General features: G+C 64.1%; 18 protein-coding genes. 5 read left to right on the forward strand and 13 right to left on the reverse strand.

All coding sequences use genetic code 11. From position 1 onward, the window contains the following. Positions 1-261: 261 nt before the first annotated feature. Complete coding sequence (gene adhP, locus SB764_RS24805) at positions 262-1,290, forward strand: alcohol dehydrogenase AdhP (RefSeq protein ID WP_176081175.1); 1,029 nt, start codon at positions 262-264, stop codon at positions 1,288-1,290. A 110-nt stretch (positions 1,291-1,400) separates the two neighbouring features. Here the strand turns inward: adhP and SB764_RS24810 are convergent, their stop codons facing one another. The 4 genes from SB764_RS24810 to SB764_RS24825 form a co-directional block, all read right to left on the reverse strand. Continuing rightward, positions 1,401-1,700 carry a putative quinol monooxygenase gene (locus SB764_RS24810; RefSeq protein WP_065065952.1) on the reverse strand — a complete coding sequence of 100 codons (300 nt, stop codon included), beginning with the start codon at positions 1,698-1,700 and terminating at the stop codon, positions 1,401-1,403. 62 nt (positions 1,701-1,762) lie between these two features. Further along, positions 1,763-2,857, reverse strand: a complete 1,095-nt coding sequence (locus tag SB764_RS24815; RefSeq protein WP_065065953.1) for an NADH:flavin oxidoreductase/NADH oxidase — start codon at positions 2,855-2,857, stop codon at positions 1,763-1,765. 280 nt (positions 2,858-3,137) lie between these two features. Further along, positions 3,138-3,821 (reverse strand): type 1 glutamine amidotransferase domain-containing protein, encoded by a 684-nt coding sequence (locus tag SB764_RS24820; RefSeq protein ID WP_110328590.1) that lies wholly within the window; start codon positions 3,819-3,821, stop codon positions 3,138-3,140. Positions 3,822-4,039: 218 nt separating this feature from the next. Continuing rightward, entirely contained in the window at positions 4,040-4,642 is a 603-nt protein-coding gene (locus SB764_RS24825) for a TetR/AcrR family transcriptional regulator (RefSeq protein ID WP_065065955.1), read from the reverse strand. A gap of 171 nt (positions 4,643-4,813) precedes the next feature. Between SB764_RS24825 and SB764_RS24830 the strand changes: the two genes are divergently transcribed. Then, positions 4,814-5,464 (forward strand): SGNH/GDSL hydrolase family protein, encoded by a 651-nt coding sequence (locus SB764_RS24830; protein WP_176081172.1) that lies wholly within the window; start codon positions 4,814-4,816, stop codon positions 5,462-5,464. Between the two features lie 130 nt (positions 5,465-5,594). Here SB764_RS24830 and cyoD read toward each other — a convergent pair whose 3' ends face one another. From cyoD to SB764_RS24855, 5 genes are all read right to left on the reverse strand, one after another. Further along, positions 5,595-5,924 (reverse strand): cytochrome o ubiquinol oxidase subunit IV, encoded by a 330-nt coding sequence (gene cyoD, locus SB764_RS24835; protein WP_065065957.1) that lies wholly within the window; start codon positions 5,922-5,924, stop codon positions 5,595-5,597. Then, positions 5,925-6,536 carry a cytochrome o ubiquinol oxidase subunit III gene (cyoC, locus tag SB764_RS24840; RefSeq protein ID WP_074985895.1) on the reverse strand — a complete coding sequence of 204 codons (612 nt, stop codon included), beginning with the start codon at positions 6,534-6,536 and terminating at the stop codon, positions 5,925-5,927. Next, complete coding sequence (gene cyoB, locus SB764_RS24845; RefSeq protein WP_065065959.1) at positions 6,536-8,569, reverse strand: cytochrome o ubiquinol oxidase subunit I; 2,034 nt, start codon at positions 8,567-8,569, stop codon at positions 6,536-6,538. Before cyoB ends, cyoC begins: the two co-directional genes overlap by 1 nt. Positions 8,570-8,576: 7 nt before the next feature. Further along, the gene (gene cyoA / locus SB764_RS24850; protein ID WP_065065976.1) at positions 8,577-9,464 is read right to left on the reverse strand and encodes a ubiquinol oxidase subunit II; all 888 of its coding nucleotides are present in this window, start codon (positions 9,462-9,464) and stop codon (positions 8,577-8,579) included. 356 nt (positions 9,465-9,820) lie between these two features. Further along, positions 9,821-11,392, reverse strand: coding sequence for an NADH-quinone oxidoreductase subunit M (locus SB764_RS24855; protein WP_110328588.1), 1,572 nt, complete (start codon positions 11,390-11,392; stop codon positions 9,821-9,823). Between the two features lie 807 nt (positions 11,393-12,199). Here SB764_RS24855 and SB764_RS24860 point away from each other — a divergent pair. Together SB764_RS24860 and SB764_RS24865 are read left to right on the forward strand one after the other, a co-directional pair. After that, positions 12,200-12,679, forward strand: coding sequence for a hypothetical protein (locus SB764_RS24860; protein WP_065065961.1), 480 nt, complete (start codon positions 12,200-12,202; stop codon positions 12,677-12,679). A gap of 198 nt (positions 12,680-12,877) precedes the next feature. Then, positions 12,878-14,392 carry an MFS transporter gene (locus SB764_RS24865; RefSeq protein WP_321905094.1) on the forward strand — a complete coding sequence of 505 codons (1,515 nt, stop codon included), beginning with the start codon at positions 12,878-12,880 and terminating at the stop codon, positions 14,390-14,392. Positions 14,393-14,498: 106 nt separating this feature from the next. On the opposite strand, the gene SB764_RS24870 is transcribed toward SB764_RS24865, so the two are convergent. After that, complete coding sequence (locus SB764_RS24870) at positions 14,499-15,866, reverse strand: MFS transporter (protein ID WP_205995636.1); 1,368 nt, start codon at positions 15,864-15,866, stop codon at positions 14,499-14,501. 716 nt (positions 15,867-16,582) lie between these two features. Between SB764_RS24870 and SB764_RS24875 the strand changes: the two genes are divergently transcribed. Continuing rightward, a complete protein-coding gene (locus SB764_RS24875) occupies positions 16,583-16,873 on the forward strand; it encodes a hypothetical protein (RefSeq protein ID WP_065065965.1) in 291 nt (96 codons plus the stop codon). Between the two features lie 504 nt (positions 16,874-17,377). On the opposite strand, the gene SB764_RS24880 is transcribed toward SB764_RS24875, so the two are convergent. From SB764_RS24880 to SB764_RS24890, 3 genes are all read right to left on the reverse strand, one after another. Next, complete coding sequence (locus SB764_RS24880; protein ID WP_410865382.1) at positions 17,378-19,087, reverse strand: acid phosphatase; 1,710 nt, start codon at positions 19,085-19,087, stop codon at positions 17,378-17,380. A gap of 245 nt (positions 19,088-19,332) precedes the next feature. Continuing rightward, a complete protein-coding gene (locus SB764_RS24885) occupies positions 19,333-20,199 on the reverse strand; it encodes a proteasome-type protease (protein WP_065064972.1) in 867 nt (288 codons plus the stop codon). A gap of 91 nt (positions 20,200-20,290) precedes the next feature. Continuing rightward, positions 20,291-21,100 carry a transglutaminase domain-containing protein gene (locus SB764_RS24890; protein ID WP_074985879.1) on the reverse strand — a complete coding sequence of 270 codons (810 nt, stop codon included), beginning with the start codon at positions 21,098-21,100 and terminating at the stop codon, positions 20,291-20,293. Positions 21,101-21,163: the final 63 nt, after the last annotated feature.

Below are 21,163 nucleotides of genomic sequence, written 5' to 3' on the forward strand. Positions count from 1 at the left end.
TTTTCAGAACCCGCCATTTAATTCGTCATCCGATTTAATTTCCCATTTCATTTCCTCGTCCATTCCCTTCGTTAATAAACATCGCATGCCCATTTCAGTGATTTTTATTCGATAACGCATGCGCAAGCTCAACGCATCGCACCGCGCTTTTCGGCACACTGAAACGCGTGTTGAAAGTGGTGCATGCAACACGCATGCACCACTTTCGCGCTTTACGTCCCATCTTCATTTCCCATCTTCACCAGCAACAGGAGCCCGACGATGAGCAAGACAATGCAAGCCGCGGTAGTTCGCGCGTTCGGAAAACCACTCGTCATCGAAGAAGTGGCCATACCCGAACCCGGCCCCGGCGAACTCCTCGTGAAGATCGAAGCCTGCGGTGTCTGCCATACCGACCTGCACGCCGCGCACGGCGACTGGCCCGTGAAGCCGGAACCGCCCTTCATTCCGGGGCACGAAGGCGTGGGCTACGTCGTGGGCGTCGGCAGCGGCGTCAAGCACGTGAAGGAAGGCGACCGCGTGGGCATTCCGTGGCTCTACTCGGCCTGCGGTCATTGCGAGCATTGCCTCGGCGGCTGGGAAACGCTCTGCGAAACGCAGAAAAACACCGGCTATTCCGTCAACGGCGGCTTCGCGCAATACGCGAAAGCCGACGCCAATTACGTGGGCCTGCTGCCCAAGGGCGTCGATTTCATCGACGTCGCGCCGGTGCTCTGCGCGGGCGTCACGGTCTACAAGGGCCTCAAGGTCACCGACACGCGGCCCGGCAACTGGGTCGTCATCTCAGGCATCGGCGGCCTCGGCCACATGGCGGTGCAATACGCCCGCGCGATGGGGCTCAACGTGGCGGCGGTCGACGTCGACGACGCAAAGCTCGAACTCGCCAGGCGTCTCGGCGCCACCGTCACCGTCAACGCGAAAACCACCGACCCGGCGGCGTATCTGAAGAAGGAAATCGGCGGCGCGCACGGCGTGCTCGTCACGGCGGTGTCGCCCATCGCGTTCTCACAGGCACTCGGCATGGTCAGGCGCGGCGGCACGGTGTCGCTGAACGGCCTGCCGCCCGGCGACTTCCCGCTGCCCATCTTCGACATGGTGCTGAGCGGCGTCACCGTGCGGGGCTCGATCGTCGGTACGCGCCTCGACCTCGAAGAGTCGCTGATGTTCGCGCAGGAAGGCAAGGTCAAGGCCACCGTAAGCACCGACAAGCTCGATAACATCAACGACATCTTCGCGCGCATGGAACGCGGCGCCATCGAAGGCCGCGTGGTGCTCGACTTCGCGAGCTAATCCGCACTCGCTTCATCGAAGCGTTCGCCAATAAAAAACGCCGGGCTCGAAAGCCCGGCGTTTTTTTATACTACGCAGACGCCAAATCAGGCAGCAAAATCAGGCGCCCATCAGGCCGCGATATCCACGCCCGTCAGCACCTTGACGTCCACGGGCTCGGCCAGCCACTCGCCGATTTGCGCGCGAAACGCCACGTAATGCGGGCTGTCGCGATGTGCCTGAATGGCCGCTTCATCCGCATAGGTTTCGTAGACGTGAAAGCCCGGCGTGCCGTCCGCGCGACGCAGCAGGTCGTAACGCAGATTGCCCGGCTCACGGCGCGAATGGACCACCATATTGCGCAGTACCGCTTCGAGGTCGGCAACGTGTTCGGCCTTCGGCGTAATGCTTGCAAAGATGTAGATGCTCATCGTTGTTTCCTGTCGTCAACGAAGTTTCCGATCGGCAACCTGCCGACCGGTGCGAGGCGCGCTCAGGCCTTGTAGCGTTCGAGCCAGTGCGCGTACGGTGCGGGCAGCGTCCACGCGGCGCGCTCGACGTTGAGCTGCTGCGCGGCGAAGTACGGCCAATGCGGGTTCGCGAGATGCGCGCGGCCCACCATCACGAGATCGAGCTGCTCCGAGGCGACCGAACGCTCGGCCAGTTCCGGCGTGCCGATGCCCCATGCCGACGACACCGGCAGACCGGTCGCTCGGCGCACCTTCTGCGCGATCGGTGCGAGGAACGCGGGCGCCCACGGAATCTGCGCCGTCGGCGTCGAGAAACCGACGCTCACGCTCAGCATGTCGAGGCCTTCGCGCTTGAAGTTCTTCGCGAGTTCGATCGACTCGGCGAGCGTCTGCTCGTCGCGGCCATCGTACTCGATCACGCCGAAACGCGCCGTCAGCGGCAGATGTTCCGGCCAGACCTTGCGCACGGCCGCGAGCGTTTCCAGCAGGAAACGACTGCGGTTTTCGAGGCTGCCGCCATAGGCGTCGTCGCGCTGGTTCGAATGTTCCGAAAAGAAACTCTGACCCAGATAGCCGTGCGCGAAATGCAGTTCGAGCCATTCGAAGCCCGCGTCGAGCGCGCGCTTCGCGGCGGCGACGAAGTCCTCGCGCACACGCGCGATATCGTCGAGCGTCATCGCCTTCGGGACCTTCGGCAGATTCGCGCCGAACGGAATCGCCGACGGCGCGATGGTTTGCCAGCCGCGCGGATCGCCTTCGGGCAGATGATCGTCGCCTTCCCACGGACGGTTCGCGCTCGCCTTGCGGCCCGCGTGCGCGATCTGGATGCCCGGCACCGAGCCGGCCGCCTTGATCGCCTTCACGGTCGGCACAAACGCCTGGGCCTGCTCGTCATTCCAGATACCCGTGCAGCCCGGCGTGATGCGGCCTTCCGGCGACACCGCCGTGGCTTCGACGATCACGACGCCCGCGCCGCCGCGCGCAATCTGCGCGTAGTGAACGTGGTGCCAGTCGTTGATCACGCCGTCGTTGGCCATGTACTGGCACATCGGCGGCACGGCGATACGGTTGCGCAGCGATACGTCCTTGAGCTTGAACGGTTCGAACAATGCAGACATCAACAGCTCTCCTGTGTCGATCGGAGCGGCGCACACGCGCCGGGGTCCGGTCACATGAAAAATGGGTTCAGCCGAACGCGGATCGCAACGGATGCGATGGGCGCGGCGCTCACCCGCGATGAAACGGAAACGCGAAAACGCGAAATGGTGCTTTCGGCGGCACGCAGGTGGCACGCACGCGCCCCGCCGCGTCGCGCGCGGCACAAGGCGTTGCCGAAAGGAAAAGGTGTGTGAAAACGCAGGCGGCGCGCAGAATGCCGGCGCCGCCTGCGTCAACCGCTCATGAGCGCTTGAGCGCGGCGAGCAAGGCTTCGGCGACCGGCTCCGACGAAGCCGGGTTCTGACCCGTGATGAGCAGCTCGTCGACGGCGACGTGCGGCGCCCAGTCGGGGCCCTTGGTGTAGCGGCCGCCGTTGCGCTTGAGCATGTCCTCGACGAGGAACGGCACCACATCGGTCAGCCCCACGGCCGCTTCCTCGCTGTTCGAGAAACCGGCGACCGACTTGCCCGCCACGAGCGGCTTGCCGTCGGCGCCTTTCACGTGACACAACACGCCCGGCGCGTGGCACACGGCCGCGACCGGCCTGCCCGCCGCGAGCGTCTTTTCGATCAGCGCGATCGAGACCGGATCTTCGGCGAGATCCCACAGCGGGCCGTGGCCGCCCGGATAGAACACCGCGTCGAAGTCGCTCGCGTCGATATCGGCGAGACGCTGCGTATTGGCCAGCTCGGCCTTCGCGGCGGCGTCCGTGTCGAAGCGGCGCGTGGCGTCGGTCTGTGCGGACGGATCGCTGCTCTTCGGATCGAGCGGCGGCTGGCCGCCCTTGGGCGACGCGAGCGTGAGCTGCGCGCCGGCATCGCGCAGCGCGTAGTACGGCGCGGCGAATTCCTCGAGCCAGAAGCCCGTCTTCTTGCCCGTGTTGCCGAGGTCTTCGTGCGAAGTCAAAACGATCAGTACCTTCATCGGCGTTCCTTGTTCGGTGATGTCCGGGCGCTTGCGCGTCCGTTCGGAACCGGTCCATGTGTGCATATTGCTCCGCAAGCGCGCGTTATTAGACCGGTCGTCTAGACCTTCGCCGCATGAAGCGGCCCTCTTTGCTGCGCCCGGCAAGCGGCGCTGTCTCTGTCTCTATGGATGGGGATTGCGACGCGGGCGCTACGATGACGCCGCTGCGCGTTCGATCACGTTGCGGGCGGCAGGTTCAACAAGGCGCGCGTGGTCGCCATGGCCGAATCGAGCGGGCTGCGGTCGCGGCGGATTTTTTCCATCAGCGTCGCGCCCAGCCAGAGTTCGTACAGCGTGCCCGCCGTGCCCGAGGCGTTGCGCACGCCTTCGAGCGAACCGTCCGCGAGTCCTTCTTCGATACACGCCGCGATGCGCCCGATGATCTCGTCGGTGCCGCGACGCAGGACCACGCGCATTGGCTCCGACAGGTCGCTGACTTCGGCGCCCAGCTTCACGGCGAGGCACTTGCCGTCGGGGCCGTCCGCGCACTGCATCGCGCGCCATTCCTCGAAATAACGCATCAGACGCTCGCGCGCCGTGCCGGGCGCGCGCACGAGTTGCGCCTCCAGGCGTTCCGCATATTCGGTGAAATAGAAGGTCAGCAAAGCTTCGCCGAACGCCTCTTTCGAACCGAAATAATGATAGAACGACCCTTTGGGCACGCCGGCCGCCGCCAGGATCTCATTGAGACCGACGGCCGAAAAGCCCTTGCCCAGCAAAATGGGCATGGCGGTATCGAGGATGTGTTGCCGCACTTCCACGGCTGGCGCTGCATTCATGGGAGGGCATGTTACAGCCCGATTAGACCAGTCGTCTAGGCTTCTCCCGATCGTCAATGGGGTTTTTGGCGCAAGCTTTCAGCACACGTCTCGCCGTCCTGTTGTGCAGCCCGCCGCCCAGCTGTTTCGTATCGGAAACTTTCACCCGCACTCATTCTGGAGCGTAGCCTCATGACCCCACGCACCCTGCTCTGCTACGGCGATTCCAACACGCACGGCACCAAGCCGCTCAATCTTCCCGGTGTGCTCGAACGATTCGCCCCCGCCGACCGCTGGCCCGGCGTGCTGGCCGAGACGCTGGGCAGCGGCTGGAAGATCGTCGAGGAAGGCCTGCCCGCGCGCACCACCGTCCACGACGACCCGATCGAGGGCCGCCACAAGAACGGCCTCGCGTATCTGCGGCCGTGCCTCGAAAGCCAGTTGCCCGTCGACGTAGTCGTGCTCATGCTCGGCACCAACGACCTCAAGACGCGCTTTTCGGTCACGCCCGCCGACATCGCCCATTCCGTCGACGTCCTGCTCGAAACCCTGGTCGCCTGCCGCGCGGGCCCGGGCGGCGCGACGCCGCACGTCCTGCTGATGGCGCCCGTGCCAATCGACGAGGTCGGCTTTCTCGGCGCGATCTTCACGGGCGGCGCGGCGAAATCGCGGCTGCTCGCGCCGCTCTACGAGCGCGTGGCGGTCAAGCACGGCTCGGCGTTTCTCGACGCCGGCGAAGTCGCCACCGTCAGCGCGACCGACGGCATCCACTACGAGGCCGATCAGCATCACAAGCTCGGCCGCGCCGTCGCCGCGATCGTGCGCCAGCGCTTCGGCGCCTGAACACGCGAAAGCACGTCGGCATGCCGCAAAAGAAAAACGCCGCCGGGCGCAAGCCCAGGCGGCGTTTTGCTTGTTTGCGATCCGGCGCGAACGCCGGATGCGGATCAAGCCGATATCGCTGATTGAAAAATCAACGCGACATCATGTTCATGCTGACGTTGTGCATGACCCACAGCGTACCGACGACCACGATCAGGACCGTCAACACCGTGAAGCCAAATGCCGTCACGTTCCAGCGCTGGCCCGACGACGTGTTCATGTGCAGGAAGAACACGAGATGGACCACGATCTGCACCACAGCCAGCACGGCGAGGCCGAGCAGCGCGGTTTCACGCGGGAAGCCGCCGTGCAGCACGAGCCAGAACGAAGCGGCCGTGAGCACCACCGCCAGGACGAAACCTGCCACGTAGCTAGCTACGCTGCCATGGCTTTCTTCTTCATGGATGGAATGAGCACTCATTTAGATCACGCTCGCAAGATAAACAAAGGAGAACACGCAAATCCAGACGATGTCCAAGAAGTGCCAGAAGAGGCTCAGGCACGCGAGGCGGCGGATTTCGCGCTCGCCCAGCACCGGCGCCTTCACGGCTTGAACCATGAGGACGATCATCCAGATCATGCCCATCGTCACGTGGATACCGTGGGTGGCGACCAGCGTGAAGAACGACGACAGGAAGGCGCTGCGCTGCGGGCCGTTGCCCTCGGCGATCATGTGCGCGAACTCATGCAGTTCGAAGTACAGGAACGTCGCGCCCAGCAGGAAGGTGATCGCCAGCCAGACCAGCACTTGACCCTTGCGCTGCTTGTGCGCGCCGATCATGGCGAAACCGTAGGTGATGGACGACAGCAGCAGCACTGCCGTTTCCATCGCCACGCCCTGGATGTCGAACAGATCCTTACCCGTCGGGCCGCCTGCGAACTGATTCTGCATCACGGCGAACACTGCGAACAGCGAGCCGAACAGAATACAGTCGGTCATCAGGTACAGCCAGAAACCGAACACCGAGTGTGACGGCGGGTGATCGTGGTGATCGTGCTCCGCAAGTGCGGCCGCACCAGTTTTCGTCAACATCAGTTGGCCTCCAGTGCTTCTTCAACCTTGCCACCGCGCTGCTTGTCAGCAAACGCCTTGACCAGTGCGCGACTACGCGCTTCTTCGTCCGCCCGGACCTTGGCGGCCGGGATGTAATAGCCTTCGTTCTTCTGGAAGCTGTAAGCGATAGCCGTGCCGAGAATACCGACGAAGCCGACGATCATGAGCCACCAGATGTGCCAGATGCCAGCAAAGCCGAGCACCAGGCTGAAGAAACCGATGAACAGACCTGCGCTCGTGTTCGAGGGCATGTGGATATCGGTGTAATGCGTGTTCGCGACGTCCGGCGTTTCGCGGCCCATTTCCTTCAGGTGATGGAATTCATCGAGTTCCGACACGTTCGGGATAACCGGGAAGTTGTAGACCGGCGGCGGCGACGACATCGACCACTCCAGCGTACGGCCACCCCACGGATCGCCCGTCAGGTCGCGGTTTTCCGGCAGGTTGCGGTCGCGGATCGACACGTACAGCTGCATCAGCTGGTGAGCGATACCGATTGCCACGAGCACGGCGCCAACCCAGGCGATGACCATCCACGGATGCCATGCCGGATTGTCGTAGTGGTTCAGACGGCGGGTTGCGCCCATGAAGCCCAGCACGTACAGCGGCGTAAATGCAACGTAGAAGCCCACGAGCCAGAACCAGAACGCGCGCTTGCCCAGCTTTTCGTTCAGCTTGAAGCCGAACGCCTTCGGGAACCAGTAGTTGAAGCCGGCCAGGTAGCCGAACAGCACGCCGCCGATGATCACGTTGTGGAAGTGAGCAATCAGGAACAGCGAGTTGTGCAGCACGAAGTCCGCGCCCGGGATCGCCATCATCACGCCGGTCATGCCGCCGATGGTGAAGGTGACCATGAAGCCGAGCGTCCACAGCACCGGCGAGGTGAACTCGAGGCGACCGCGGTAGATCGTGAACAGCCAGTTGAAGATCTTCACGCCCGTCGGGATCGCGATGATCATCGTCATGATGCCGAAGAACGCATTGACGTCGGCGCCCGAACCCATCGTGAAGAAGTGATGCAGCCACACGAGGAACGAGAGCACCATGATCGAGCAGGTCGCGTAGACCATGGTGGTGTAACCGAACAGCGGCTTCTTCGCGTAGGTCGCAACGACTTCCGAGAAAATACCGAACGCCGGCAGGATCAGGATGTACACCTCGGGGTGACCCCAAGCCCAGATCAGGTTCAGGTACAGCATGGCGTTGCCGCCGCCGTCATTCGTGAAGAAGTGCGTGCCGACGTAACGGTCCAGGCCGAGCAGCGCGAGCGTGACGGTCAGGATCGGGAACGCGGCCATGATCAGCACGTTCGTGCACAGCGCCGTCCACGTGAACACCGGCATCTTCATCAGCGTCATGCCGGGGGCACGCATCTTGATGATGGTGACGAAGAAGTTCACGCCGGTCAGCAGCGTGCCGACACCCGAGATCTGCAGCGCCCACAGGTAGTAGTCGACCCCGACGCCTGGACTGTATGCCAGCTCCGAAAGCGGCGGATACGCGAGCCAGCCCGTCATGGCGAACTCACCGACGACCAGCGAGATCATCAGCAGGATCGCGCCAACGGCGGTCATCCAGAACGACAGCGAGTTCAGGAACGGGAACGCGACGTCGCGCGCACCGATCTGCAGCGGCACCACGATGTTCATCAGGCCAACCATGAAAGCCATGGCCATGAAGAAGATCATGATCACGCCGTGAGCCGTGAAGATCTGGTCGTAGTGGTGCGGCGGGAGGTAGCCCGGCGCGTTGTACGCCAGCGCGAGCTGGGTACGCATCATGATGGCGTCGGCGAAGCCGCGCAGCAGCATGATCAGGGCGAGCACGATGTACATCACGCCCAGACGCTTGTGGTCGACGCTCGTCAGCCACTCGGTCCACAGATATTTCCACTTACCGAGGTAAGTGACGCCACCGAGCACGAATGCGCCGATGATTGCCATCCCGATCATCGTGCCGAGAATAATCGGCTCGTGATACGGAATGGCGTCCAGTGTAAGTTTTCCGAACATGCTTGGATTACCCCTTGGTCACGCAGGACGGGTCACTGAAATTCGTGACGTGGCCGTTGTTGTACTTCGCGATGATGTTGTTGAAGAGCTTCGGATCCACCGTCGAGAAGTACTCAACAGGCGCCTTTTCGCTCGGCTGCGCGACCGTCGCGTACTGGTCCATCGAAAGCTGCGTCGAGGACGCCTTGACCTTCTGAACCCACGCGTCGAAGTCTTGCTGGCTCGTGGCGAGCGTGCGGAACTTCATGTCCGAGAAGCCCTTGCCGCTGAAGTTCGCCGACAGACCGGCGTAATCGCCAGCGTGATCGGCGATCAGGTGCAGACGGGTCTGCATGCCTGCCATCGCGTAGACCTGGGTGCCAAGCTGCGGGATGAAGAACGAGTTCATCACCGAATCCGACGTGATGCTGAAGTTCACCGGCGTGCCGACGGGCACGGCCAGCTGGTTCACCGTCGCGATGCCCAGATCCGGATAGATGAACAGCCACTTCCAGTCGAGCGCCACAACTTCGACGTTGATCGGCTTGACGTTCGATTCGAGCGGCTTGTACGGGTCGAGCTCGTGGGTGGTCTTCCACGTGAGCACGCCGAGAAACAGGATGATCAGTGTGGGGACCGTCCAGACGACGATTTCAATCGCCGTCGAGTGCGACCATTTCGGTGCGTAGGTGGCGTTGCGGTTGGAAGCGCGGTAGCGGTACGCGAACCACAGCGTCAGGATGATCACGGGGATCACCACGATCAGCATGGCCCAGGTGGAGGTCGCGATCAGCGACTTTTCCGCCATGCCCACGCTCCCTTTGGGGTCGAGGACTTCCATGTTGCAGCCGGAAAGACACATGGCCAATCCGGCGCTGACGGGAAGCAATAACCTTTGAAAGGTTGTTCTTTTCATCACGTTTGCCTGAATTTCATTCATTGAATAGTTCCGGGCACTACCCCTGACATCACGCAAAGGAAGCGCGACCGCATCATACAGCCGCTTTGATCAATAACAATCAATGAATGTTGAAAATGATCTTTGTCAAAACAAAAGTGAGACACTTTGTCACATGTGTTCGCGAGGTTCGTCGCGCCTCATCAACACACGCACGTCATGCCCTGCCCTTATTCCAACGCAGACTCGCCGCGGCTTTTTTCCCGAATCTTGCAATTCGGAAACTCTTGAACGTACACGCGCGCCGTGCCGCGAACACTCGCGGGACGGCGCGCGCGTGCGTCGTCATTCTTTAACTACAGTGAACGTGCTGCTTACGTCGGCGAACGCTCGGTCAGCGAAACCGCACGCACGTCCGCACCGGCCGAACCGGCGCGCACGGCATCCGTGTTGGCGTTCGCGGCTTCGTCGGTCGGCTGCTTGGTGCGGCCGGCCTGAGCGACGAGGTTCGCGGCCGAGAGCTCGATCGCGTCGGTCATGGGCTTCGGATAGATGCCCACCGCCAGCACCAGTGCGGCGAGCGACGCGAAGATCAGCGTTTCGCGGCGGCCGATGTCAGCCAGCTTCGCGACGCTCTTGTTCGCCACCGCGCCGAAGATCACGCGCTTGTACATCCACAGCGTGTACGCGGCGCTGAGCACGACCGTGGTCGTGGCGATCGCACCGATCCAGAAGTTCACGCGGATCGCGCCCATGATGACCATGAACTCGCCCACGAAGCCCGAGGTGCCCGGCAGGCCGACGTTGGCCATGCAGAACAGCATCATGAACGTCGCGTAGCGCGGCATCACGTTGACCACGCCGCCGTAAGCCGCGATCGTGCGCGTCTTGGTACGGTCGAACAGCACGCCAACCGACAGCAGCAGCGCGCCCGAGACGAAGCCGTACGAAATCATCTGAACGATCGCGCCTTCGGTGCCGATCTGGTTGAAGAGGAACAGGCCCAGCGTGACGAGACCCATGTGGGCGACCGTCGAGTACGCGAGCAGTTTGGTCATGTCGGTCTGCGCGAGCGCGAGCAGGCTCGAGTACACCACCGCCACCAGCGACAGCGTGATGATCACGGGCGCGAAGAAGTGCGCGGCGTCCGGCGTGATCGGCAGCGTGAAGCGCAGGAAGCCGTAGCCGCCGAGCTTGAGCATGGCCATCAGCACGGTCGCGCCGGTGGGCGCTTCGAGGTGGACGTCGGGCAGCCAGGTGTGGAACGGCCACATCGGCACCTTGACCGCGAAGGCCGCGAAGAAGCCGATGAACACCAGCACCTGCGGGACGAAGCCGAGCGTGAGGTTATGCCACGCCGACATGTCGAAGGTGTGCGACTGGCTGTAGAGATACAGCATCGACAGCAGCATCAGCAGCGAGCCGCCGAACGAGAAGAAGAAGAACTTGACCGCGGCGTACGTGCGGCGGGCGTGGCCCCACGTGCCGATCAGCAGGTACAGCGGGATCAGCGTGGCTTCGAAGAACACGAAGAACAGCATGCCGTCCGTGGCCGCAAAGGTACCGACCATCAGGCCCGAGAGGATCAGGAACGCGCCGAAGTACTGGGCGACGCGCACGGTGATCGACTCCCACGAGGCGATCACGATCACCAGCGTCGTGAACGCGGTAAGCACGACGAGCCACATCGAAATGCCATCGATCCCCAGACGCCACGCCACGCCGAACTCGGGCAGCCAGTTGCGGAATTCGACGAACTGCATGCCGGCTTCGTGGTTGTCGAAGCCGCTGATGAGCGGCAGCGTCAGCAGCAGACCGACGAGGGAGCCGATCAGCGAAAGCCAGCGCGCGCGCTGCGGATGACGGTCCGACCCCAGACGCAGCACAGCCACGCCGAACAGGATGGGAATCCAGATCGCCAGACTCAGAAATGGAACGGATTGCATTTCAACAGGACCTTAAAAATGCGGAGCAAATAGCTTCGACAGCGCGCCGCCCGGGCGCAAGCAATTTGAAAGATTGACGCGGGGTGAAAATCGAACCGGGCTGGCTGTAATGTCTTTGTCAGCTGAGCGGCGAAATGCAACACACGTTCAAGGGTTAACGAGGGTAATCGGAATACGGAACTTTTGCAGCGCAACAATGCGAGCCGGATCGAAGATTGATGCAAGTCATTGTTTTTATTAGCAATTATACTACGAAGAAAAACGACAAAACGGCCTCTGAAGCCCGCTTTTTACTCCGAAATCACCTGTTTCGACCTCGCAAGCCCCACCTGGCGCGGCATGCTGTCGCGCAGCGCGGGCTGAATAATACATTACTTGTATCTTTCGTTTCAATTACTTAGGCAGAGAGAGCGGTCCGCCGCGAGCGTCGAAAAGACGTTCCAGCCCCACCTTGCGACCGTTTGCGCAGCGCAAAAAAAAGCCCCTGCCGTATGCGGGCAGGGGCCAAACTCTCACGATGCGCCAGCGACGCTGGAACACGCATGGGCGCACTGTAGCGGGTTGCGGACCCCGAATTAAGCGGGCCGCCTGGAAGAGTCCTTTCCGCCCAGCCGAAACGGCGCCCCGCTCCGACGAACGCCGCGGTCCGGTTCATCTTCCTCCCGCCATGCGCATTAAATATCAAATGAGAATCATTTGCATTTGATAAAAAATTGCCGCATCATGGAGCCCATGCCGGCGAGACCGGCTCCGAATCATGTGAGCGCGGAGCGTCCGCGCCACGCTTGACCGTTCGCCGGAGGCTCCATGAACTACACCGCCCCGTTTACGAGAAACGACACCCTGATCGACGACACCTTCGTCCATCATCCCGACAGCGCCGAGCAAACCGTGCTGCGCGCCGTGCGCACCTGGCTGCGTCCGCATTGCGACGCCTACGCCAAGGACGAAAACTGGCGTGGCGTGCTGGCCGACGCCGGTATCGCCGTCGACGGCATCGGCCACTTCGATCTGCTGATGGGTACGCTGTGCCGCGCGTCGTGCCGCCCGCTCGACACGCGCTGCCGCTGCGCCTCGGAGCTGGCCAAGGACGAAGGCTCGCTCCTGCAGGTGATCGCGCTGCTGCAATCGACGCGCAGCGAAGCCGCCGTGCAGCTGCTCAACGACTGGCTGCCGACGCCGAGCGTGAGCGGCATGCTCAAGACCGCGCGCTGGTTCGCCATCGCGCTGCTCGACGCCGGCGTGCAACTGAGCGACCGCGCGCGCCGCGTGACCTATATGCACTGATTCTGTGCGCTGACTGGCTCCCTGCAACGCCAGTCGTCATGCCCGCGACGCGTCCGGCCCGGACACCGGCCTCGCAAGGCATGAGCTCATAACCAAAAACGATTTGGGCGCGCGCGCCGTCGCCGGTAGCATCTGCGCCTTCGACCGGCATTGCGCCGCCCGCAGTTTTCGTTGCTCCTCGTTGCCGCCCCGCCTCGCATGTCCGTTTCGTCCGCTTCCGCCCCTGCTTCGGCTTCCTCTTCGTCCCACGCCGGCCGTCCGCTCATCCGCAGCGCCGCCGACGTCTCGCGGCTCGTCAACGCGGGCGGCGCGCCCGGCAGCAACGCACGCATCGTCGTCGCGATCGCGCTGGGCGGCGTGTTCCTCGACGCCTACGACCTGGGCGCCCTCGCCTTCGGCCTCAAGGACGTCGCGCGCGAATTCTCACTGACGCCCGCCGGCACCGGCTTCGTGGCCTCGGCGATCACCTTCGGCGCAATCGTCGGCGCGTTCCTCGGCGGCTTCCTGACCGACCGCATCGGCCGCTACCGCGTGTTCATGGCCGACATGTTCTTCTTCGTGGTCGCGGCGATCGCCTGCGCGCTCGCGCCCAACGCATGGGTGCTGGGCGGCGCGCGCTTCGTGATGGGCCTCGGCGTCGGCATCGACCTGCCGGTGGCGATGGCCTTCCTCGCCGAGTTCTCGCGCCTCGCCGGACGCGGCAACAAAGCCGCGCGCGTGGCGATGTGGTGCCCCGTCTGGTATGCGGCGATCAGCGTCTCGTATCTGCTCGTGCTCGCGCTGTACTCGACGCTGCCCGCCTCGCACTCGCACCTGCTGTGGCGCCTGACGCTCGGTTTCGGCGCGGTGCCCGCGCTCGTCATCATCGCGATTCGCAGCCGCTATATCAGCGAGTCGCCGGTGTGGGCCGCGAACCAGGGCGATCTCGCCGATGCCGCGCGCATCCTCAAACGCTCCTACGGCATCGACGCCGAAGTCGCGCCGGAAGCACGTCAGGCGGCCGCCGCGAAACCCGCACGCGTGGCGTCGTGGAAGAACTACGGCGCGCTGATGCGCGGCGTCTACGCGCGACGCACGACGCTCGCGACCGTGATCGGCGTGGCCTCCTCGTTCGCGTACAACGCGGTCGCGTTCGGCCTGCCCGTGATCATCTCGAGCTTCCTCGCGCAGTCGATGCTCACCACCATCCTCGCCTCGCTCGCGCTCAACCTGGGTTTTGCGTTCGTCGGTGGCCTGATCGCCGTGCGCACGGTGCCGCGCTTCGGCGCGTGGAAGATGACGGTCTGGGGCTACACGATCCAGTTCTGCGCGCTCGTGGGCCTCGCGATCGTCGGCAAGCCGTCGACGACGCCGGAAGTCGTGAGCGCCGTCGCGATGCTCGCCGCCTTCCTGTTCGGCCAGGGCATCGGGCCTGGCTCGCACAGCATGACGTTCGCCTCGCTCGGCTACCCGACGTCGCTGCGCGGCGTGGGCGTCGGCCTGAACCAGACGCTGATGCGCGCAAGCTCGACGGTGTCGCTGTTCCTGTTCCCCGTGCTCGCCGCCGCGCTCAGCACGCGCGTGTTCTGGATCATCGCCATCGCGCCGCTCGCCGGTCTCGCGGCGCTGCTCGCGGTGCGCTGGGAACCGTCGGGCTACGATGTCGACGCCGAAGATTTCGCCGATGAAACCGGCAGCACGAACGCAATTCGCCTGACGGAAACCGCACAGTAACGCCACGCGGGAAGATTCAGGCAGCGGCGCGTCGATCGCGCCGCTTTGCCTTGGTGAACAATTGATTCGGATGCCTGATCAATCAGCCGGATAACCGCGACGCCGCTCAGTCGCGACGCGTACGCGACGCCACGCGCTCCCGCACGAACCGGCGCAGCGCGCGCGCCATCTTCGGATATTGCTCGCCCGGCACCGCGAACAGCACGAGCGCGCACAGCGCCAGCACACCGCAGAACAGGAACGTGCCGCGATAACCGAAGGCCTGCACGAGCAAGCCCGACAGCACGCCGGAAAGAATCGAACCGAGCCGCGACGCATTGAAGAACAGCGCCGTCGCGCGCCCCGGCGATTCGGGCATCAGATCCTGCACGTAGGTCATGCCGAGGCACGACGTCACGGCCACCACGAATGCGTTGAGAATCTGCATCGGGATGAGCGAATGCACACCGGGCGCCGCCGCCATCGACGCGAAGTACACCGCGTGCACGACCGCACACGCCGCGAGCCAGTTCGGCTTGTTGAGCTTCGAGGCCTTCGCGCCGAGCGCGAGCATCATCGGGATTTCCATGAACGCGCCGAGACCGAGCATGATCGAAACGTCGATGCGCGTGCCGTCCAGCCCATGCACGATGTAGAGCGGCAGCACGATCATCGTCGCGTTGGCCGCGAGGCCGATGAGCGTGAGCGCCACGACGGCGCGCATGATGTCTTTTTGCGTGGCTTCGGGCGCGTCTGCGCGCACGCGCTGCTTCACGGCGGGCTGCACTTCCGCCTGCGTGAGCGGCTGCCCTTCGTACGGCGCGATCGCCTCCTCGGCGATTTCCTGGGCGACTTCCTGCGCCGTGGGACGCGTCATCAGATGTTGGGTGGCGTGCTCGTCGGCGCGCGGCTCGCGCATGCGCCAGACGATGAAGCCGCACGCCGCGAAGCTCGCCGCCGCGAACAGAAAGAGGCCGTAGAAGCTCGTGGCCGCCAGCACCAGCGCGCCGACCGCCGGGCCGAACACCCACGCCGCCGAGAGAATCGTGCGCAGCGTCGCGCTGGCGAAAGTGCGTTCGGCATCGTCCGCGCAGGGCAGCGCCGCGCGGCTGAACGAGAACACCAGCGACAACGCGCAGCCGCCCGCGCCGATGAACGCGATGCCGACCACGAGCAGCAGCCGGTAGTCGCGCACGATGCACAGGGAGATATAGCCGAGCGTGGCCGCGCATAGCGAGGCGAGCAACAGCGGCCGATGCTTGCCGGTGGCGTCGCTCCAGCGGCCCGCCGCCGTGCTGGCGATCACGCCGCTCATGGCGATCGTCGTCATGAACAGGCCGAGTCGCAGCGGCGTCATGCCCGCGCGCTCGACGCCGAATAGCGAGAGATAGGGCGCGGTGAACGACATCGCCACGCCGAGCATCAGGGTGGCGCCGGCAAGCGGCAGGAAACCGGGGATATGCAGAAGACCGACAAAGCGCGAGTTTTTGAGCACGGCGCGACGGGTAGTGGCGAGGGGAAGGCCGCGACGCTTGGGGTGCGTCGTCAGGCGTATCGACTGCGATTATCGGGTGGAACGGTGGATGCTTGCAACCGTGGTGTTACCGATATCAGCATCTGGGTGGGCTGAGGTGAGTCAGGCGTGTTGCAATATTTGCAGGGCGAAATGCGCCGGCGGCCGCTTTTACAAATCGCTTGTGGCAGTCGATGAGGGCCCCGGAATGAATATGGGCGCTTGCTGCGCGGAGAAGCGTTTGGGCTGGATTGCGAAAGTGACCGCACCCTGGTTGATCGCAGCGGCATCCGTGATGCCATCACACACGGCGTGCCCCGACGGCAGGTGCAAAAAACCGCCGCCGGGTCGGCACACGGAAAGCGGCTAGAACCAGCGACGCTCGCGGACATACTGCATCCAGAAGAGGCAGCCCACACCGATGGTCCCTGCCGTCACCGTTACCGCGAAGATGGGAACGATGTCTGTCGAAGTAAGCGACAGGGCGGCACAGACAATCAGTACACCGCAACAAACCAGAAACACCACACCGGGAGTCAGGCGCATCGTGAACCTCGCTTTTGAGCAGGAAACGGGAAGCTTAGTGTCACGGGCTATCGCGATATTGACCTCTATCACCTTTCAGGCTGCGTACTACCTGGCAATCCATAGTTTTGAGATCGGTTTACGATCAAAGACCACTTGCACAGGAGGCAAAGATGCTTATCAACGCATGGCGCGGTCAGGAACGGTGCTGGAAGGTTTGGTGGCTCCTCGGACTCCCCTACGGCCTCGTTGCCGGTTTCATCCTGCGCGCGTGCGTGCAGGCCGAGGCGTCGACGCTCGCATTGCTGGTCGTCGTCATGCTTTATGCGGCCGGACTGTTTCTATGGATGGTCTGCGCCTGGCGTTGCGCGCCCAATGTGAAAACGTCGCTCTGGACGCCCACTTCCCGCGCGCTCATCGTTCTTCAAACGGTGGCGCTGGTCTGGCAGGCGGCTGATGCCTGACAGCGCCGCTCCCCTCGCCCTACACACGAAGCCCGCCTTCGCCCGCTCCCGCACCACGCGACAAAGTTCTCCACAGATTTTGTTGGCAGCCCTGTGCGTAACCCTGGGACGAGTGCGCCAAGTGCCTGATGCATATCGTTTTGTTCACGACGTTTCCAATCAGAGCAGATCGGGCGCCAGGCGCCACGTCCCCGCGCGGCTTGTCCACAGATTTTGTTCACAGCCTTGTGGGCAACCTTGGGACATTTCACCTAAGTCATTGACAGAAAAAGAGAAGCGCACCGGGAGCAGCAGAAATGCACGTTTTTTGCGCAAAAAAGTTGTCCACAGTTTTTGTTGAAAACTTTGGGGATAACCTCCTGGAGATTACGCCAACCCATTGATCGGACGGACAGTTAGTCGCTCCAGTCACGAAAGCGGCAACTGCGTCTGCGATGAGCACCGCTCGCGCGGGCGAGGCGCTCGCCTCCCCGCTTCGCGTTCGATTACCTCTCTTCGCTCACCTCAGGCCAGATCGAGCGCCGCCGTCAGATCGCCAGGCGGCGTCTGTCCGCGCTCGGCAAACGCCCGGTCGCGCGACGCCACGCCGTCGAGCGGCGCGAGGCCGTGCACGCGGCTGATGAAGCGCAGGATCGACGCCGTGTCGTAGAACGTGTGATCGACGTAACCCTGCTTCGCGAACGGCGCGATCACGAGCGCCGGAATGCGCGAGCCCGGTCCCCAGCGGTCGCCCGTGGGCGGCGCGACCGGATCCCACCAGCCGCCGTTCTCGTCGTGCGTCATGACGATCACCGTGTTGGCCCATTGCGGGCTGCGCTGCAGATGCTCGATGACGGCGGCCACGTGCCGGTCGCCCGACTCCACATCCGCATAGCCCGCGTGCATGTTCAGATTGCCCTGCGGCTTGTAGAAGGTCACCGTCGGCAGACGGCCCGCGTCGATGTCGGCGAGCAGGCGGTTGGTGGCCGGATCGTCGCCCACGCCCGCGTCGCGCAGGTGCCGCGCGCGCTCCGCCGTCCCCGGCGCAAAGCTCGCGAAGTAGTTGAAGGGCTGATGGTGATACTGAAAATCCGGCACCGCGCCGGTATCGCGATGGTCGAGCGCGTACTGCCAGGCGCCGCTGTACCACGCCCAGTCGACACCCTTCGCCGACAGCCGGTCGCCGATCGTCGCGTAGGTTTGCGGCGGCAACACGCGCGGATCGGCGGCATCGGCCCACGCCGCATTGCCGTCCTCGGCCGGACGCACACTACTCGGCTGATACGGCGGCGCCATCGTGTTGACCGCGTAGCCGTCGGGCGTGAACAGGCCGTCGTTCACGAACTTCGGCGGGCCGCCGAGCGCCGACGCCGGACTCGCCGCCGCCGTTTTCAGACGCGTGCCGAGCGGATCGTCGCCATCGAGCACGGAAACCAGATGCTTCGCCGGGCTCGCCTGGATGTTGGGATAGAACGGCGCCTGCGCAGAGATCAGGAAGATGTGGTTGAGCCACGAACCGCCGAACGCAGCCATGAAGAAGTTGTCGCAAAGCGTGTATTGCTGGGCGAGTTTCCACAGCCTCAGCGAGTCCGCCGAATTCTCGTAATAGCCCATCACGAGCCCGCCCGAGTCGCCCCACGCGGCGAACTGGTCGTTGCGGCCGCCGTTGATCTGCATCTGGTTCTGATAGAAGCGATGCACGAGGTCGCGCGTGATGACGCCGTTCGGCAGCGGCCGGCCCTGCGCGTCGGCGATGCGGAACGGCCCGTTCGACAGCCCCGTGATGGCCTGCTCGTCGATCATGTAGCGCCGGCCGCCGACTTCCTGCGCCTGCGGAACGAGCCCGCCCCAGATCTTCGGCAACTGCGCGAGCGCGGTTTTGCCGTCGCGGTCGAGCTGCGTATAGCGCGCTGCGCCGACACCGGCAAGCGGCGTCTGCACGCCCGGAAAATCGCCGTACAGGTTCACGAAGCTGCGGTTCTCGGCGTAGATCACGACGATGTGGCGCACCTGGTCGCGCAACGCCGCATCCACGCGCGCGTCGGCCGCGCTGCGCGGCGCACCGGGTCCGCCCGTCGTGCCCGTCGAGCCCATCGTGCCGGTCGCGCCCGGCCCGGTCGTCTCGCAGCCGCCGATCGCGAGGCCCACGCCCACCGCCGCGAGGCCGCCCAGCACGCGGCGACGCGTGGGATCGTCGGGGCCGCTCGGGCCGTGTGCGTTGCCCTGATCGCTCATCGGGCCGCCTGCTTCGTGCGGGTCCTCGGGCTTCGGGTCGTCGTGCTTCATGAACCTGTCTCCTGTGTCCGGTCGAAAGTCGCACGGGCTGCGCGCCGCGCGCGGGCTACACGTCTCACGGGAGGATACCGCGTGCGTCGGCGCAAGCGACGCACGCATGACGGTTCGGCGGCCTTACATGCCCCGACATGCCCCGACGTGCCCCGATGCGCCTGACGTGCCCGAAGCTGCCGAAGGATCAGGCGTCAGGTGTTACGCGGCGGCAGCCCGGGCTGCGGCCCTTGCGCGAGCGTCTGCGCAAGACGCGGCTCGGTGCCGCCGCCGTCGTGCGCGGGCCGCGCGACGATCGGCAGATCCACGCGCTCGTGACGCGGCGCGCTGCCGCCATCGGTCCAGAGCGGATCGGGAATCTCGCTGAACACCTGACGCAGCCGCTCGCCCCACGTCGAATGCAGCATGTCGAAATAGGCGTTCGATTCATCGAGCGATGCATAGCGAGTCACGCGCAACGCATCGCGCTCGTAGACGAGCAAATCGAGCGGCAAACCCACCGAAAGATTCGAGCGCAAGGTGGAATCCATCGAAATGAGCGCGCATTTCGCAGCCTCGTCGAGCGGCGTGCGCGGCGTCAGCACGCGATCGATGATCGGCTTGCCGTACTTCGATTCGCCGATCTGGAAATACGGATTGACGCTCGACGTCTCGATGAAATTGCCCGCCGCGTAGATCTGGAACAGCCGCATCGGCTGACCGCGCAACTGCCCGCCGAGGATGAAGCTGCAATTGAAATCGACGTTGAAGGCCTTGAGCGCCTCGGCGTCGCGCCGATGCACCTCGCGCACCGCCTCGCCGACAAGCCGCGCCGCCTCGACCATGCCCGGCACGTTCCAGAGCGTGGGCCGCGCCGGGTCCTGATGCTCGGTGAGCACCTGTAGCGTCGCCTGCGTGATCGCCAGATTGCCGGCCACGAGCAGCACCAGCACGCGTTCGCCCGGCTCCTCGAACACGGCCATCTTGCGCGACGTGCTGATGTGATCGACGCCCGCGTTGGTACGCGTATCCGCGAGAAAAACGAGGCCGTCGTCGACGGCCATGGCTACACAGTAGGTCATGCTGTTCCCTCGACGCGCGCTCTACGCACCGGATGTTGCCGATGCGAAACACGCGTCGTCTCCTTGAGTTTCCTTTCCGATATCGAGAAAACTATTGCTGCGCACTCAGTGCACTCTGCGCGCTGACGCGCACGTTCACGTCCATCGTCTCGTTCAGTCCGCCGATGCGGCGTCCGCGCACCGGCGCCGCCGCTTCGTAGTCGCGGCCCACGGCAATGCGGCAGTACTTCTCGCTCGCGAAACACGCATGCGTGACGTCCACCGTGACCCAGCCGCCGTCGAGCCAGACATCGACCCACGCGTGGCTCGCCATCTCCGGCACGTCGCCGGGATCGACATAGCCGCTCACGTAGCGCGCCGGCACGCCGCGCGCGCGGCACAGCGCCAACATCACGTGCGCGTGGTCCTGACACACGCCGCGCCCGATCGCGAGCGCATCCGCGGCCGTGTGCGTGACGTCTGTCACGCCCGCTTCGTAGCACACGCGCTCGGTCACGCGCGCCGCCGCCTCGAGCAGCGCGGCCGCGCTGTCGAGCGGCGCGAGGCTGTGCGCGAACGCGGCGAGCGCGTCGTCGGCTTCGGTCAGGCGCGTGGGCGACGTGAAATGCTCGGCGGGAATCGGGCCCTCGCCTTCGGGCAACCGACCGTCGGCGAGCGGCACCGTCTCCACTTCGCCGCGCACGCGTAGCCGGATCTCGTTGTGCGGCTTCGAGAGCACCAGCGTCATCAGCGTGTTGCCGTAGGCGTCACGGCTCGCGTCGAGCTTGCCCGGAGCATCGACATGCCATTGCGTGACGATCTGGCTCGACGTGGTGAGCGGCGCGAGGCGCAACTGCTGGATCGAATAATGCACGGGCGCATCGTAGCGATAAACGGTGTCGTGGCGAATCGCGAGTTGCATGGCGAAAGTCCTTCAACAAAACGGCAACAAGAACCACATCAAGACGAAAAAGATATCGATCCA

Origin of the sequence: Paraburkholderia sp. SIMBA_027 (assembly GCF_046535315.1) — a bacterium.
Lineage (GTDB): Bacteria > Pseudomonadota > Gammaproteobacteria > Burkholderiales > Burkholderiaceae > Paraburkholderia > Paraburkholderia tropica.

What these genes read in the sequence shown, in the direction of transcription:
- SB764_RS24860 (WP_065065961.1), top strand. Translation starts at nt 12,200, where the DNA reads ATGAACTACACCGCCCCGTTTACGAGAAACGACACCCTGATCGACGAC.
- SB764_RS24810 (WP_065065952.1), bottom strand. Translation starts at nt 1,700, where the DNA reads ATGAGCATCTACATCTTTGCAAGCATTACGCCGAAGGCCGAACACGTT.
- SB764_RS24875 (WP_065065965.1), top strand. Translation starts at nt 16,583, where the DNA reads ATGCTTATCAACGCATGGCGCGGTCAGGAACGGTGCTGGAAGGTTTGG.
- SB764_RS24855 (WP_110328588.1), bottom strand. Translation starts at nt 11,392, where the DNA reads ATGCAATCCGTTCCATTTCTGAGTCTGGCGATCTGGATTCCCATCCTG.
- cyoB (WP_065065959.1), bottom strand. Translation starts at nt 8,569, where the DNA reads ATGTTCGGAAAACTTACACTGGACGCCATTCCGTATCACGAGCCGATT.
- SB764_RS24880 (WP_410865382.1), bottom strand. Translation starts at nt 19,087, where the DNA reads ATGAGCGATCAGGGCAACGCACACGGCCCGAGCGGCCCCGACGATCCC.
- adhP (WP_176081175.1), top strand. Translation starts at nt 262, where the DNA reads ATGAGCAAGACAATGCAAGCCGCGGTAGTTCGCGCGTTCGGAAAACCA.
- SB764_RS24865 (WP_321905094.1), top strand. Translation starts at nt 12,878, where the DNA reads ATGTCCGTTTCGTCCGCTTCCGCCCCTGCTTCGGCTTCCTCTTCGTCC.
- cyoD (WP_065065957.1), bottom strand. Translation starts at nt 5,924, where the DNA reads ATGAGTGCTCATTCCATCCATGAAGAAGAAAGCCATGGCAGCGTAGCT.
- SB764_RS24815 (WP_065065953.1), bottom strand. Translation starts at nt 2,857, where the DNA reads ATGTCTGCATTGTTCGAACCGTTCAAGCTCAAGGACGTATCGCTGCGC.
- SB764_RS24890 (WP_074985879.1), bottom strand. Translation starts at nt 21,100, where the DNA reads ATGCAACTCGCGATTCGCCACGACACCGTTTATCGCTACGATGCGCCC.
- SB764_RS24825 (WP_065065955.1), bottom strand. Translation starts at nt 4,642, where the DNA reads ATGAATGCAGCGCCAGCCGTGGAAGTGCGGCAACACATCCTCGATACC.
- cyoC (WP_074985895.1), bottom strand. Translation starts at nt 6,536, where the DNA reads ATGTTGACGAAAACTGGTGCGGCCGCACTTGCGGAGCACGATCACCAC.
- SB764_RS24885 (WP_065064972.1), bottom strand. Translation starts at nt 20,199, where the DNA reads ATGACCTACTGTGTAGCCATGGCCGTCGACGACGGCCTCGTTTTTCTC.
- cyoA (WP_065065976.1), bottom strand. Translation starts at nt 9,464, where the DNA reads ATGAAAAGAACAACCTTTCAAAGGTTATTGCTTCCCGTCAGCGCCGGA.
- SB764_RS24830 (WP_176081172.1), top strand. Translation starts at nt 4,814, where the DNA reads ATGACCCCACGCACCCTGCTCTGCTACGGCGATTCCAACACGCACGGC.
- SB764_RS24820 (WP_110328590.1), bottom strand. Translation starts at nt 3,821, where the DNA reads ATGAAGGTACTGATCGTTTTGACTTCGCACGAAGACCTCGGCAACACG.